This is a genomic window from Intestinimonas massiliensis (ex Afouda et al. 2020) (assembly GCF_900626285.1).
GTDB classification, from domain to species: domain Bacteria; phylum Bacillota; class Clostridia; order Oscillospirales; family Oscillospiraceae; genus Flavonifractor; species Flavonifractor massiliensis_A.
This window is the reverse complement of the sequence record NZ_LR131147.1, coordinates 2,889,383-2,903,936: the sequence shown is the minus strand read 5'-3', so window position 1 is coordinate 2,903,936 and position 14,554 is coordinate 2,889,383. Positions and strand designations below refer to the sequence as shown.

13 protein-coding genes and 2 tRNA genes are annotated in these 14,554 nt (G+C 62.7%); 7 read left to right on the top strand and 8 right to left on the bottom strand.

Going from position 1 to position 14,554, the window contains the following annotated elements; all coding sequences use genetic code 11:
* Nucleotides 1-39: 39 nt before the first annotated feature.
* The 3 genes from E0E41_RS14290 to E0E41_RS14280 all read right to left on the bottom strand — a co-directional run bounded on the left by E0E41_RS14290 (nucleotide 40) and on the right by E0E41_RS14280 (nucleotide 1,251).
* Entirely contained in the window at nucleotides 40-714 is a 675-nt protein-coding gene (locus tag E0E41_RS14290) for a hypothetical protein (protein ID WP_207303225.1), read from the bottom strand.
* Nucleotides 715-1,084: 370 nt separating this feature from the next.
* Nucleotides 1,085-1,161 (bottom strand) — tRNA-Met (locus E0E41_RS14285).
* 3 nt (nucleotides 1,162-1,164) lie between these two features.
* Nucleotides 1,165-1,251: transfer RNA gene (locus E0E41_RS14280), tRNA-Leu, on the bottom strand.
* A gap of 376 nt (nucleotides 1,252-1,627) precedes the next feature.
* Between E0E41_RS14280 and prfB the strand changes: the two genes are divergently transcribed.
* Nucleotides 1,628-2,749, top strand: a complete 1,122-nt coding sequence (gene prfB / locus E0E41_RS14275; protein WP_130870469.1) for a peptide chain release factor 2 — start codon at nucleotides 1,628-1,630, stop codon at nucleotides 2,747-2,749.
* 183 nt (nucleotides 2,750-2,932) lie between these two features.
* The gene (locus E0E41_RS14270) at nucleotides 2,933-5,167 is read left to right on the top strand and encodes a 5'-nucleotidase C-terminal domain-containing protein (RefSeq protein ID WP_130870468.1); all 2,235 of its coding nucleotides are present in this window, start codon (nucleotides 2,933-2,935) and stop codon (nucleotides 5,165-5,167) included.
* 58 nt (nucleotides 5,168-5,225) lie between these two features.
* Here the strand turns inward: E0E41_RS14270 and E0E41_RS14265 are convergent, their stop codons facing one another.
* The 4 genes from E0E41_RS14265 to E0E41_RS14250 are packed head-to-tail and all read right to left on the bottom strand — an operon-like array spanning nucleotide 5,226 to nucleotide 8,576.
* The gene (locus E0E41_RS14265; protein ID WP_207303224.1) at nucleotides 5,226-6,674 is read right to left on the bottom strand and encodes a nicotinate phosphoribosyltransferase; all 1,449 of its coding nucleotides are present in this window, start codon (nucleotides 6,672-6,674) and stop codon (nucleotides 5,226-5,228) included.
* Between the two features lie 5 nt (nucleotides 6,675-6,679).
* Entirely contained in the window at nucleotides 6,680-7,216 is a 537-nt protein-coding gene (locus E0E41_RS14260; protein ID WP_130870467.1) for a cysteine hydrolase family protein, read from the bottom strand.
* 39 nt (nucleotides 7,217-7,255) lie between these two features.
* Nucleotides 7,256-7,783 carry a GNAT family N-acetyltransferase gene (locus E0E41_RS14255; RefSeq protein ID WP_130870466.1) on the bottom strand — a complete coding sequence of 176 codons (528 nt, stop codon included), beginning with the start codon at nucleotides 7,781-7,783 and terminating at the stop codon, nucleotides 7,256-7,258.
* A 1-nt stretch (nucleotide 7,784) separates the two neighbouring features.
* Nucleotides 7,785-8,576: a TIGR04255 family protein gene (locus E0E41_RS14250; protein WP_130870465.1), complete on the bottom strand. Its 792-nt coding sequence runs from the start codon at nucleotides 8,574-8,576 to the stop codon at nucleotides 7,785-7,787.
* 133 nt (nucleotides 8,577-8,709) lie between these two features.
* Between E0E41_RS14250 and E0E41_RS14245 the strand changes: the two genes are divergently transcribed.
* Entirely contained in the window at nucleotides 8,710-9,588 is an 879-nt protein-coding gene (locus tag E0E41_RS14245) for an aldose 1-epimerase family protein (protein ID WP_130870464.1), read from the top strand.
* A 41-nt stretch (nucleotides 9,589-9,629) separates the two neighbouring features.
* Here E0E41_RS14245 and E0E41_RS14240 read toward each other — a convergent pair whose 3' ends face one another.
* Nucleotides 9,630-10,754, bottom strand: coding sequence for an AI-2E family transporter (locus E0E41_RS14240; RefSeq protein WP_130870463.1), 1,125 nt, complete (start codon nucleotides 10,752-10,754; stop codon nucleotides 9,630-9,632).
* A gap of 173 nt (nucleotides 10,755-10,927) precedes the next feature.
* On the opposite strand from E0E41_RS14240, the gene nifS reads away from it, so the two are divergent.
* The 4 genes from nifS (at nucleotide 10,928) to E0E41_RS14220 (ending at nucleotide 14,517) form a co-directional block, all read left to right on the top strand.
* The gene (gene nifS / locus E0E41_RS14235; protein WP_130870462.1) at nucleotides 10,928-12,127 is read left to right on the top strand and encodes a cysteine desulfurase NifS; all 1,200 of its coding nucleotides are present in this window, start codon (nucleotides 10,928-10,930) and stop codon (nucleotides 12,125-12,127) included.
* A 19-nt stretch (nucleotides 12,128-12,146) separates the two neighbouring features.
* The gene (gene nifU, locus E0E41_RS14230) at nucleotides 12,147-12,590 is read left to right on the top strand and encodes a Fe-S cluster assembly scaffold protein NifU (protein ID WP_130870461.1); all 444 of its coding nucleotides are present in this window, start codon (nucleotides 12,147-12,149) and stop codon (nucleotides 12,588-12,590) included.
* Nucleotides 12,591-12,746: 156 nt separating this feature from the next.
* Nucleotides 12,747-13,751 (top strand): methionine ABC transporter ATP-binding protein, encoded by a 1,005-nt coding sequence (locus E0E41_RS14225; RefSeq protein WP_130870460.1) that lies wholly within the window; start codon nucleotides 12,747-12,749, stop codon nucleotides 13,749-13,751.
* Complete coding sequence (locus E0E41_RS14220) at nucleotides 13,744-14,517, top strand: methionine ABC transporter permease (protein ID WP_130870459.1); 774 nt, start codon at nucleotides 13,744-13,746, stop codon at nucleotides 14,515-14,517. The genes E0E41_RS14225 and E0E41_RS14220 overlap by 8 nt, the downstream gene beginning before the upstream one ends.
* Nucleotides 14,518-14,554 lie beyond the last annotated feature (37 nt).

Below are 14,554 nucleotides of genomic sequence, written 5' to 3'. Positions count from 1 at the left end.
GCGCCGGAGTCTTATTTCTAAAACTCCGACACCTGAATATTACATGATCGGTTCCTGACTGTAGGGTTCCATGGGGGGCTGCTCCTGTTCTCTTATGCGATCCAGAGCATCGGGAGCTGCAGTGGCAATCTGCTCCTGAACGCCCCGGATGCACTTTTCCTGCTTGGCAGTCAAGTCAAAGCCAGCGTCTAAGGTGTCAGAGCAGCACCGGTAGATTTCGATAAGCTGCTCCTGATTGAAGATTTGCTGTTTGGAAATGAGGCCGGCGCGGATGGCGAAGTCCTGCTTGGCACCTACATAGTTTTCCTGAAAGTAGTTGCCCTGATTGAGACCTGTGCGGTCGAAGCTCCAGTTCCATGTGACGAATTGGACGCCAAGCCGGGTGGGATGGGCAGCCAGCACGGCTCCGTTGAAGTCAGCCAGCAGGCGGTAGTCACCGGTCAGGCTTTGGGCTTGCAGGGGCGGAGCCTGTTCCAGCAGCGTCATGTACTCACGCACGGTATAGGCCAGATCGGTGGCTCGCTCACAGGCTCGTTCCCGTTCCGGCGTCGCTACATCCTCCTGCCAGTAGCGAACGCCTCCGTCCGCTGTAATCCGGCAGAGGGGGAGACCATCCCACTCCACAGGAAGCAATTCGTCCTGCTCAGGCTGGGAGGTGAAACCCTCCCGCGTGAGCGCAATATGTAGTTCTTCAAAATACTGTTTTCGATCCAAGTTAATTTCCTCCTGTGCGTAATGCCCTTTGGGCTCTCATTTTGATTTTATCTGAAAAAAAAGGCCGTCACCTTAAAAAAGTGACGGCCAAGATGTGTGGAATAGAAAAGTGGTTTGTACTACATTTTAGCACAAACCACTTTGTTCACAAAAATTTAACAAAATAATTTTCGAAGAAACAGAAATTTTTCCGTGTTGCTCACTCAAAATTGGGCGCAAAAGCCCTCAGTTTTAGTTCAAGTCCTCACCGCACGTGGAAGAGGTGGGAAGATATCTTTTTTTCGTGCAGTCAAAAATGGACGCGAAAAAACCCCGAAACCGTTGCGGCTTCGGGGTTTTCCGGTGCGATATCTTTTTTGGTCGCACAATGTGGTTGCGGGGGAAGGATTTGAACCTTCGACCTCCGGGTTATGAGCCCGACGAGCTACCAAGCTGCTCTACCCCGCGATATGGTGCCGGAGACCGGGATCGAACCGGCACGGGATCACTCCCACGGGATTTTAAGTCCCGGGCGTCTGCCAATTCCGCCACTCCGGCGTGGAGGGCTTCCAGTCTCGTCTCGTAAGTGCTCAACTAGAATACCACACTGGGAGGTGATTGTCAAGATAAAATTTCTGTTTTTTCCGCGACGGGAATCGCGCACATTTCACACGGGAGGAAGCATATACTGATACGTACATCACGCGAGAAGGAGGAGATTCCATGAGAGCGCACCATTCCGACGAGACGATACAGCGCACCGACCCCAAGGGGGACATCGACGACCTGATCTTCTGCGCCGACCAGGGCTGGTCAGCCAGCAGCCGATAAAAAACCGCCGCCAGCCGGCGGTTTTTTGATGCCCACACTTTACATTATCGCCGCCGTTGGATATAATAATAGGGCTATTTTATGGAAATGAGTGTGGAAATACATGTTGCAGTTCGACGAATATAAGGTGAAGCTCAACAACCTGCGGCCGGAGCTGGACGATCTGGACCAGGCCCTGGGTCTGGATGCCGCCAAACAGGAGGCCGAGATGCTGGAGTCGGAGAGCGCCTCCGACGGCTTCTGGGACAACCTGGAGAAGGCCCAGAAGATCCAGCAGCGGGTGAAGAACCTGCGGGACAAGATCGACGGCCAGGAGAAGCGCAAGACCCAGTGGGAGGATCTGATGACCCTGTGCGAGCTGGGCAACGAGATGGAGGACGAGAGCCTGGTGCCAGAGGTGGAGGAGGGCTTCGCCAAGCTGGAGTCCGGCATTGAGGAGGCCAAGCTGTCCACCCTGTTCACCGGGGAGTACGACAGCTCCAACGCCATCCTCACCTTCCACGCCGGCGCCGGCGGCACCGAGGCCCAGGACTGGGCCCAGATGCTCTTCCGCATGTACACCCGCTGGGCGGAGCGCCACGGCTTCACCTGCAAGACCCTGGACTATCTGGACGGGGATGAGGCGGGCCTGAAGAGCGCCACCATCCTCATCGAGGGGGAGAACGCCTACGGCCACCTGCGCAGTGAGCACGGCGTGCACCGGCTGGTGCGGGTGTCCCCCTTTGACGCCAACGCCCGGCGGCAGACCTCCTTTGCCGCTGTGGAGGTCATGCCTGACCTGCCCGAGGACGCCGACGTGGAGATCCGGCCCGAGGACTACGAGATGCAGGTGTTCCGCTCCTCCGGCGCCGGCGGCCAGCACATCAACAAGACCTCCTCCGCCGTCCGCCTGATCCACCACGCCACCGGCATCGTGGTGTCCTGCCAGACCGAGCGCAGCCAGTTCCAGAACAAGGACACCTGCCTGCGGATGCTGCGGGCCAAGCTGGTGGAGCTGAAGATGCAGCAGCACGCCGAGAAGATCTCCGATATCAAGGGCGTCCAGCTGAAGATCGAGTGGGGCAGCCAGATCCGCTCCTACGTATTCATGCCCTACCAGCTGGTGAAGGACAACCGCACCGGCTACGAGACCAGCAACGTCAACGCCGTCATGGACGGCGACCTGGACGGCTTCATCAACGCCTACCTGAAGGCGGAGGCTACCGGAAACTGGGCAGAAAAATAAAATATGGAAACGGGAAAGAGCCGGGACGGTATGTCCCGGCTCTTTCTGTAAGTTAGCGACAAAAATAACGTAAAATTTCACAGTATTTTTGTCAAATGAGCTTGTAATTTTGGTTACATTTTGTTACCATAAACTTGCGCCCATTGGATTCCCAAAAAGATGAAAGGAAAGGCGGTACGTATGATGAAAAAGAAGACAGGCAGGCTCCTGTCCCTGGTGCTGGCGGCAGCCATGCTGTGCGCGCTGGCGCTGCCCGCCTCCGCGGCGGAGGAGACCGATGAGGGCATCGTGGTGCTGTACACCAACGATATCCACTGCACCAGCGACGACGGCATGTCCTACGCCTCCATTGCCGGCTACAAGGCCCAGATGGAGCAGACCTACGGCGCCGACAACGTGACCCTGGTGGACAACGGCGACGCCATTCAGGGCGGCGTGCTGGGCTCCATGTCCAACGGCAGCTGGATCGTGGACATCATGAACCAGGTGGGCTACGACCTGGCCATTCCCGGCAACCACGAGTTTGACTTCAAGATGGATACCTTCCTGGACATCGTCAAGAACCAGGCCCAGTACACCTATCTGAGCTGCAACTTCGTGGATGCCCAGGGCAACCCCGTGCTGGACGCCTACAAGATGATCACCTACGGGGATGTGGACGTGGCCTATGTGGGCATCTCTACCCCCGAGACCCTGACCAAGTCCGCCCCCGCCTACTTCCAGAATGAGAAGGGCGAGTACATCTACGGCTTCTGCCAGGGCAACAACGGCAAGGACCTGTACAAGCAGGTGCAGGCCACCGTGGATGCCGCCCGCAAGGCCGGCGCCGATTACGTGGTGGCCATGGCTCACCTGGGTGAGGACGCCCAGAGCTCCCCCTGGATGTCCACTGAGGTCATCGCCAACACCACCGGCATCGACGTGATGCTGGACGGCCACTCCCACACTGTGGAGTCCTCCAAGACCGTGAAGAACGCCGACGGCAAGGACGTGCTGCTGAGCCAGACCGGCACCAAGGCCGAGTCCGTGGGCAAGCTGGTCATTGCCCCCGACGGCACCATGACCACCGAGCTGGTGGCTCTGGCCGATGTGGACACCACCTCTCAGGCCTACACCGACGCCAAGACCTTTATCGAGGGGATCCAGAACGAGTACAAGGCCAAGGCCGACGAGGTGGTAGCCACCTCCGCCGTGGACCTGACCATCAATGACCCCGTCACCGGCCAGCGGGCCGTCCGCTCCGCCGAGACCAACCTGGGCGACCTGTGCGCCGACGCCTACCGCACCCTGCTGGAGGCCGACGTGGCCTTCGTCAACGGCGGCGGCGTCCGTGACAACATCGCCGCCGGCGACATCACCTACGGCGACATCATTGCCGTGCACCCCTTCGGCAACCTGGCCTGCCTGGTGGAGGTCAGCGGCCAGCAGATCCTGGACGCCCTGGAGCTGGGCTCCATGCAGGCCGGCGTGTCTGAGAGCGGCGGCTTCCTCCAGGTCTCCGGCCTGAAGTACACCATCGACACCTCCATCCCCTCCACCGTGGAGCTGGATGATGCCGGCAACTTCGTGAAGGTGGCCGGCGACCGCCGGGTCAAGGACGTGCAGATCCTGGACAGCGAGACCGGCGCCTACACCGCCATTGACCCCAAGGCCACCTACACCCTGGCCTCCCACAACTATATGCTGAAGGACGGCGGCGACGGCTATGCCATGTTCGGCGCGGCCAACGTCAAGATCCTGAAGGACGAGGTCATGGTGGACAACGAGGTCCTGATCAACTACATCAAGGACGAGCTGGGCGGCGTCGTAGGCGAGCAGTACGCCAATCCCAGAGGGGCCGGCCGCATCAAGGTGCTGTATGCCGACACCGACTTCACCGCCTGGTATGCCGAGGCCGTCCGCTACGTCACCAGCGAGGGCCTGATGAGCACCACCAACGGCTCCAGCTTCAGCCCCGCTGCCAACGTCACCGTGGCCAGCGTGTACCAGATGCTCTACAACATGGAGGGCAAGCCCGCCGTGGAGAAGGTCACCGTTGCCGGTACCGAGGGCCAGTGGTACGCCGACTGCATCAACTGGGCCGCCGCTCAGGGCCTGTATGACGCCGGGACCGCGTTCGCCGGCGACAGCGCCGCCACCCGGGCCCAGGTGGCCTCCATCTTCGCCGACTACTCCGTCTGGAAGGGCGTGAAGGCCCCCGCCGACGACGGTTCCATGAAGGACAAGGTGCCCGACTACGACCAGATCCCCGCTGAGGACCTGGAGGGCATGACCTTCTGCTACTACGCCGGACTGATGACCGGCAACCAGAACCACCAGCTGATGCCCGCCAGCCAGCTGAGCCGGGCCGAGTTCGCCCAGCTGCTGATGAACTTTGACGGCTTCCTGGCCGCCCAGAAGGTGCCCGCCGCCGCCTGATCCCAACAGACAGAAGAGGCCCCCATGATGCATCATGGGGGCCTCTTTTACTCTGTGCTTATTTGCCCTCCCGGCGGAGCAGGTCCTGCTTGATGTCCCACAGGCGCTGGGACAGGTCCACGTAGTAGTTGTGGGGGTTCTCGAACCGCTTGACCTCGTCCCACAAAAGGTCGATCTGCCCGGCGCACCAGGCCCGCATTTCGGCGATGGGGGGCGACTGGTACACCCGCTTGCCGCCCTGGAAGATGGGCACCAGCAGCTCACGGGCGGTGAAGTTGGTGAACACGCTCCGCTTCCAGGTGGCGTCCGGGTCGAAGAGCTCCAGGGGCCGGGTGTCGTCCACCGTCTCATCGTGGAGGGTGATGAGATCGGCGAAGGCCTTGCCCGTCTCGTTGTCGAACAGCCGGTACACCTTCTTGAAATGGGGGTTGGTGATCTTGTCGGCGTTGGCGCTGATCTTGATCTTGGGGATGATGTTCCCCTCCTTGTCCTCCACCGCCGCCAGTTTGTACACCCCGCCGAACACCGGCTCGCTCTTGGAGGTGATGAGCCGCTCGCCCACGCCGAAGGAATCGATCTTGGCCCCCTGGAGCAGCAGGTCCCGGATGATATACTCGTCCAGGGAGTTGGAGGCCACGATCTTGCACTCGGTGAGGCCCGCCGCGTCCAGCATCTTCCGGGCCTTCCGGGACAGGTAGGTCAGATCGCCGGAATCCAGCCGGATGGCGCAGTTGGTGATGCCCTGGGGGAGCAGCACCTCCTTGAAGGCCCGGATGGCGTTGGGCACGCCGGACTTGAGCACGTTGTAGGTGTCCACCAGCAGGGTGGCGGAGTGGGGATAGAGCTGGCAGTAGGTCTTGAAGGCGGTATACTCGTCGGGGAACATCTGCACCCAGGAGTGGGCCATGGTGCCGCCGGCGGGTGAGCCGTAGATCTCATCGGCCAGGGTGCAGGCGGTGCCGGCGCACCCGGCGATATAGGAGGCCCGGGCGCCCAGCAGAGCCGCGTCGGGGCCCTGGGCCCGGCGGGAGCCGAACTCGCTCACCGGCCGGCCGTCCGCCGCCCGCACGATGCGGTTGGTCTTGGTGGCGATGAGGGACTGGTGGTTCAAAGTGAGCAGCAGGAAGGTCTCGATAAACTGGGCCTCAATGGCGGGGGCCCGGACGGTGAGGATGGGCTCCCGGGGGAAGATGGGCGTGCCCTCGGGCACCGCCCACATGTCGCCGGTGAACCTGAAGCCCTTCAGGTACTCCAGAAAGCCCTCGCAGAAGCAGCCCTTCCCCCGGAGGTAGTCGATATCCTCCTGGGTGAACTCCAGGTGCTCGATATAGTCAATGACCTGCTCCAGGCCGGCGGCGATGGCAAAGCCGCCCCCGTCGGGGACGTTGCGGAAGAAGATGTCAAAGTAGCAGATCTGGTCGGCGTACCCCTCGGTCTGGAAGTAGCCGTTGCCCATGGTCAGCTCATAGAAATCGCAGAGCAGGGTGTAATTCATGTGTTCCTTCATGGTGTTCAAACCTCCCGGTTGACAACGGTGATCTGGAGCGTCTCCATCAGCTCCAGGGCGTTTGCGTGCAGTCTGGGGTCGGGTCCGGCGGTACAGGATGCGTCCACCACCAGCTCCGCCTCCGGCAGAGCGGCCTTGGCCACGATGGCGTTGGACAGCACGCACATATAGGACACCAGCCCCACCAGCTCGACCCGGTCATAGCCCCGCTCCTTCAGCCAGCCCCCCAGCCACAGGGAGGGGAAGGTGGGCTTGCACACCACCATGTCCCGGCTTTTGTCCATGGCCTGTCCGGTTTTCCCGTAGAGCTGCCAGCCCTCCGTGTTCATGACGCAGTGGGGCACCGGCAGCTTCTTCCCCTCCTGGGTGTCCAGGTAGTTTTCCTGGTGGGTGTCCAGGGTGAAGGCCACGTCGTCCCCGGCGGCGTGATAGGCCTCGATCTTTGCCGCGATGGGCCCGTCCAGCGCCTCCGCGCCGGGAAAGCCCAGAGCTCCGTCCACAAAATCCTTCTGGTAGTCCACCACCAGCAGCAGCTTCTTCATCGGCAGGTACCGCCCTTTCTGTCAAGACACCTGTCTATTCTAGTCTTTTCTCTCTGGGATTGCAAGGTTTTTCTCAAAGCAGGGGTAGGTGAGGGGCCGGCCGTGGAGGTGGATGGTCCCCACCTGGGTGAAGCCCATCTTGCGGATCAGGGCCTGCATCCGGTCGTTGAGGGAGTAGGTGTCGATGCGCATGGCCCCCAGGCCCCGCCGCCGGGCCTCCTCCTCGGCAAAGCGGAAGAAGGCGGACCCCACGCCGCTCCGCTGGCAGGCCGGGTCCACCGCCATCCGGTGGATGACCATGGCCGGGCGGCTGGTGGTCCAGGGCAGGGGGTCGTACTCGGGGGATTCGCTGGTGTTGACGCAGGCCACCCCCGCCAGCTGCCCGTCCGCCAGGGCGGCGTACAGCTCCCCCCGGCCGATGTCCCCGGCGTAAAAGTCCCGGGTGGGGTAGTCCGCCCCCCACTGGGGATTGCCCCGGGCGTTCATGTCGGCCACCGCCCGGACCACCAGGGCCCAGATGGTATCCAGCTCCTCCGGCCGGGCGGGACGGATCACAAGCTCCTCCATCTTATTCCGCCAGAGGGGTGGGGCCCATGGCCTGATGAAGCTCGTCGGTGATGGCCCCCCGGAAGAAGCACAGGGCGAAGCGGTGCATGTCCTCCAGCTTGGCGGGCACCGAATCGGCGGACAGCTGGCCAGCGGCGGAGAAGTCCCCGTCCAGGATGAACTTGACCTCTTTGTCGCCCTGGTTGCCCCCCACCAGGCCGGGGCCGGCGTGGACCTTCATCTTGTAGCCGCCCACCAGGGGGGTCTCCACATCCAGGGAGCACTTGGTGATCTCGGTCTCCTCCACGTCGGGCTGGCCCAGGATGCCCAGGTACTGGTCCCGGATCAGGTCGTCCCACAGCTGGTCCTCCAGACCCAGCCGCTTGCGGGAGACGGCGTTGACGTACCGCAGGCCGATGCGCTCAAAGAAGGCGGGCTGATAGATCTGGATGAACTGGGCCAGAGGCTGGTCCAGCCGGGCGGCGAAGTCCTCCCACCGCTGGTAGCTCAGGGTGGACAGGGCGATGAAGTTCTGGGTCAGGTTCAGCTTCCACCGGCCGTCCTCCGAGATGAAGTGGTAGTTGGTGATAGGCTTCTGGGGCTCCAGGGCGGTGGAATTGCCCTTCTTCACCACCTTGGGGGGAAGCTGCTCCTGCCGGGCCATGTACCGGGGGAAGTCCCGGCGGACCGCCTCCTGGAAGGCGGCGGGCTCGTTGGCGCCGATGGACAGGATGGTGGGGAAGCGGAGCTGGCAGATGACCTCCACCAGGGGGGAGCGGGCGTACTGGAGGCGCTCATATGGTGCAAACAGCATAATGGCTGCTCCTTTCTATCTCAGAATGGTTCTATTTTATCCCGGAACGGGAAGGATGTCAAACGCTTCCGCCCTTGCAATGGAGACGGGAGACGGCTATAATGCAGGTAAGAAAAGAAGGAGGCGTGCAGTTATGGAACTGGAACTGAAGCGGGGCGGGCGGACCGCCCGGATCACCACCCTGGGGGCCGAGCTGGTGTCCTACCGGGACGAGACCGGCCGGGAGTACATCTGGAGCGGCGATCCGGCCTACTGGCCCGGCCGCAATCCCCTGCTGTTCCCCATCGTGGGGGGATTGAAGGACGGCAAGATCCGCGTCAAGGGCAAAGAGGTGTCCATGGAGCGCCACGGCTTTGCCCGGCGGCGGGAGTTTACCGTGACCGGACAGGGGGAGGACTGGGCGGAGCTGACCCTGGAGCAGGACGAGGCCACCCTGGCCCTCTACCCCTGGGACTTTAAGCTGACGGTGCGCCAGCAGCTCACCGACGGGGGCTTTGCCACCAGCGTCACCGTGACCAACACCGGCAAGGAGCCCCTGCCCTACTGCGTGGGGGCCCACACCGGCTTCCGCTGCCCCCTGGACGAGGGGGAGGCCTTTACCGACTACGAGATCCGCTTCCCTCAGAAGGAGACCTGCAAGACCCTGGTGCCCGACGGGGAGGGGATGGACTGGAACCGCACCCTGCCCTGCCTGGAGGACACCGACACCCTGCCCCTGGAGTACCACTGGTTCGACGACCTGGACACCCTGATCTTCCACGGCCTCAAGTCCCAGTCGGTGCGGCTGGTGAGCCGGAAGAGCGGACATGGGGTGCAGGTGGACTTCCCCGGCTATCCCATCCTGGCCTTCTGGACCATGCCCCACAAGCAGGCCCCCTACCTGTGCATCGAGCCCTGGCACGGCGCCTCCGCCATCGCGGGGGAGGGCCCGGAGCTGGCCGACAAGGCCTTCTGCATCACCCTGGCCCCCGGCGAGAGCCGCACCCTGGGCTATCAGGTCACCACCCTGTAAAAGAAAAAAGAAAAAGTGTGCCGCACTGCGGCACACTTTTTTTACCCGTTTTCCTGGCTGTCCAGACGCCTGCGCACGTCCCGCTTCAGCAGGGTGTACAGCACCGAGGCTACCGGCACGCTGAGCAGGACCCCCTCCAGCCCCAGCAGCCCGCCGCCCACCGTGACGGCGGCCAGCACCCAGAGGCCGGGCAGGCCGATGGAGGAGCCCACCACCTTGGGGTAGATCACGTTGCCCTCGATCTGCTGGAGGATCACCAGAAACACCAGGAAGATCAGGGCCTTCAGGGGGGACACCATCAGCAGCAGCACCGCCGACACGATGGCCCCGATATAGGCGCCCGCCACCGGGATGATGGCCGAGGCCCCGATGGTCACCCCGATGAGGGGGGCGTAATCCGGCTGGATGAACAGCATCCCCACCGTGCACAGGCCCCCCAGGATGCAGGCCTCGATGAGCTGGCCGGTGACGAACCGGGTGAAGGTGTCGCTGGTCAGGTGGATCACGTCGGTGATGGGGTCGGCGAATTTTTTGGGCACATAGGCCCGCAGCACCCGGCGGCACTGGCCCAGCAGCTTCTCCTTGCCGGAGAGCATATAGATGGAAAACACCAGGGCCAGCACCCCGGTGACCACCAGGGAGACGATGCCGGTGGTGAACTCCAGCAGCCGGGGCCCCAGGTCGGACAGGAAGCCCAGCGCCTGTTTGAACAGGTTCTCCAGGGTCTGGTTCAGGCTGGACAGGTCCAGGCTCTTCATATCCAGATGGAGGTATTCCGCCAGCCGGTTGAGCCAGTCCTGGATGTTGGTGATATAGCCGCTGAGGTTGAGAATAAAGGTCTGGATGCTCTCCGCCAGCTTGGGCACCACGAAGGAGATCACCGCCGTCACCACCACGATGAGGGCCAGGTAGGAGGTGACCACCGCCAGGGGCCGGGCGGCTCCTGCCGCCCTGGTCCTGCCCAGGCCCCGGCTGTACAGCCGGAAGAAGAAGTGGCAGGGCCGGTTGAGCACAAAGGCCAGGGCGAAGCCGATGATGAGGGGCCGGAACAGGCCCAGCACATAGCCGATCGTGCCTGTGACCACATCCAGCCGGACCAGCACCATCACCAGCAACACCGCGTAGGTGATGATGAGCAGAATACTTTTAAACAGGCGTTTATCCATAGAACAGCTCCTATTTTGTGTCCGTAATAAAGCTTATGCCCACTATAACATCCCCGCCTTTTTCCGTCAACGGGAAATCCGCCCCGGAAAGTTTTTCTTGACAAACTCAGTTTGCCTGGCTATAATCATAGTAAACAGATAGGAATTTAGCAAAATCGAAAGGAGTTTTCTCCATGACACATAAAATGATCTACGCCGACCACGCCGGCACCACCGCCGTCTCCCCCAAGGCCCTGGAGGCCATGCTCCCCTACTTCACCAGCGGCTACGGCAATCCCTCCAGCCTGTACGCCTTCGGCCAGCAGGCCAAGAGCGACCTGGAGGCCGCCCGCATCCAGGTGGCCCGGTGCCTCAACGCCAGGCCCGAGGAGATCTACTTCACCTCCGGCGGCACCGAGGCGGACAACTGGGCCCTCCGGGGGGTGGCCGAGCTGATGGCCCTGCGGGGAAAAAAGACCGGCCACATCATCACAACCGCCATTGAGCACCACGCCATTCTCCACACCGCCCAGTGGCTGGAGAAGCAGGGGTATGAGGTGACCTACCTGCCGGTAGACGGGGAGGGCCGGGTGGACCCCGCCGCCGTGGAGGCGGCCATCCGCCCCGACACCATCCTGATCTCCGTCATGGCCGCCAACAACGAGATCGGCACCATTGAGCCCATCGCCGAGATCGGCGCTATTGCAAAGGCCCACAAGGTGCTCTTCCACACCGACGCCGTCCAGGCGGTGGGCCACATCCCGGTGGATGTGGAAAAGTGGAACGTGGACCTGCTCTCCCTGTCCGGCCACAAGTTCGGCGGACCCAAAGGGGTGGGGGTGCTGTATATGAGAAAGCCCCTGCGGCTGCCCGCCCTCATCCAGGGCGGCGGCCAGGAGAAGGGCCGCCGCTCCGGCACCGAGAACGTGCCCGGGGCTGTGGGCCTGGCCACGGCCCTCCAGGAGGCGGTGGACAACCTGCCGGTGGAATCCCGCCGGCTGGCCGGCCTGCGGGATCAGCTGATCCGGGGCCTCACCAGGCTGCCCTACGCCAAGGTCACCGGCAGCCTGACCGATCGTCTGCCCGGCACTGCCTCCTTCGTGTTCGAGGGAGTGGAGGGGGAGGCCCTGCTGCTCCACCTGGACGCCAAGGGCATCTGCGCCTCCTCCGGCTCCGCCTGCTCCTCCGCCTCCCTGGACCCCTCCCACGTGCTGCTGGCCATCGGCCTGCCCCACGCCATCGCCCACGGGTCCCTGCGGCTCTCCCTGGGCCCCGACAACACCCAGGAGGATGTGGATTATATTCTGAAGGAAGTGCCCGCCGTGGTGGAATACCTGCGGGAGATGTCCCCGGTTTGGGACAAGGACGCCCAGAAGCCTACCTGGGTATTGTAATCAGAAAGGAGAATATCACATGCTGTATTCTGAAAAGGTCATGGACCATTTTGAGCATCCCCGGAACGTGGGGGAGATTGAAAACGCCGACGGGGTGGGCCAGGTGGGCAACCCCAAGTGCGGGGATATTATGAAGATGTACCTGAAGATCGACGGGGACGTGATCACCGACGTGAAGTTCAAGACCTTCGGCTGCGGCTCTGCCATCGCCACCTCCTCCATGGCCACCGAGATGATCAAGGGCAAGACCATCGGGGAGGCCATGGGGCTGACCAACGCGGCGGTGGCCGAGGCCCTGGACGGGCTGCCCGGATATAAGATGCACTGCTCCGTGCTGGCGGAGGAGGCCATCAAGGCCGCCCTGGCCGACTACTACAAGCGGCAGGGGAAAGAGGTGCCCGACAACCTGAAGCTGCCCTGCGAAGACGAGGAGCACGGCGGCTGCTGCTCCTGCGGACATTGATCAGGGAGCCCCCGGCGGGTTATCGCCCCGCCGGGGGCTTTTTTCCTTGACAGTTGGACGGGGTTGGCATAGAATATCGTATGCGTGAAAATCCGCCCTTTTTGTCTCATCCGGGCGGTTTCCTTACCATTTTTACAGTTAGAGGGGTACGGTTCTGTGATCGAATTAAGACAGGTATCGAAAACCTTTCCCACTGCCGACGGGGACTTCCAGGCCCTGAACAACGTCAGCCTGACCATTCAGGACGGCGACATCTTCGGCATCGTGGGTATGAGCGGCGCGGGCAAGTCCACCCTGGTCCGCTGCATCAACCTGCTGGAGCGGCCCACCTCCGGCCAGGTGCTGATGGACGGGGAGGATCTGATGACCTTTTCCCCCGCCCGGCTGCGGCAGGCCCGCCGCTCCATTGCCATGATCTTTCAGCAGTTCAACCTGCTCATGCAGCGCACCTGCCTGAAAAACATCTGCTTCCCCATGGAGATCGCCGGGGTGCCGGCGGCGGAGGCCAAGAAGCGGGCTCTGGAGTATCTGGACATCGTGGGTCTGCCCGACAAGGCCAACGCCTATCCCGCCCAGCTCTCCGGCGGCCAGAAGCAGCGTATCGCCATCGCCCGGGCCCTGGCCTCCAACCCCAAGGTGCTGCTGTGCGACGAGGCCACCTCCGCCCTGGACCCCACCACCACCCGGTCCATCCTGAAGCTGATCCAGGACATCAACAAGCGCATGGGCATCACCGCCGTCATCATCACCCATGAGATGGCGGTGGTGGAGGCCATCTGCACCCATGTGGCCATCCTGGAGCACGGCAACATGGTGGAGACCGGCACCGTGGAGGAGGTCTTCTCCAACCCCAAGAGCGAGGCCGGGCGGAAGCTGGTGTTCCCCGAGGGGGCCAACATCGACCAGTTCCCGGTGGCCGGCGTGGTGCGGGTGGTGTTCAACGGCGGCTCCTCCTACGAGCCCCTCATCGCCTCCCTGGCCATCGACTGCGGCGTGAAGGTGAATATCCTGGGGGCCGACACCCGCAACGTGAACGGCAAGGCCTTCGGCTCCATGCTGCTGGGCCTGCCCCAGGACAGGAACGACGCCGCCAAGGCCATGAATTACCTGAAGGCCCAGAAGGACGTTACCGTGGAGGAGGTGCCCGATTACCATGCTTGATTTCTTCAACAACCCCGACGTGCAGGACCAGCTGTCCGTGCTGATGAGCAACATGGCCAGCGACATCTGGGCCACCCTGTACTCCACCGTCCTGGCCACCATCTTCTCCTACATCATCGGCCTGCCCCTGGGCATCCTGCTGGTCACCGGCGAGCAGGACGGCGTGCGGCCCCTGCCCCGGCCCCTGATGAGCGTCATCAACTTCATCATCAACATTCTGCGCTCGGTGCCCTTCCTGATCCTGATGATCATGGCCATCCCCCTGTCCCGGGTGATCCTGGGCACCAGCGTGGGTACCAACGCCATGATCCCGCCCCTGGTCATCGCCGCCTTCCCCTTCGTGGCCCGCATGGTGGAGTCCTCCCTGCGGGAGGTGGACCACGGGGTGCTGGAGGCCGCCGAGTCCATGGGCGCCTCCCCCTTCCAGATCGTCCGCAAGGTGCTGCTGCCCGAGGCTATGCCCTCCCTGCTCACCAGCGCCACCACCGTCACCATCACCATCCTGGGCTACGGCGCCATGGCGGGCATCATCGGCGGCAACGGCCTGGGCGCCACCGCCATCAACTACGGCTACTACCGCAAGCAGCAGATCATCCTCTACGGCGCGGTGATCGTGCTGGTCATCCTGGTGCAGATCATCCAGTCCATTGGCACCCACACCGCAGTGGGGGTGGACCGGCGCCTCAGCAAGGGCGGCCGCAGGAAGGGCCGCCGGGACGCCAACCGGCAGGTGAACCGGGACAAGCGGACCCCCGGCGCCATGTAAAATTGTGGAGACAGGCAAACCAGACGGTTTGCCTGTC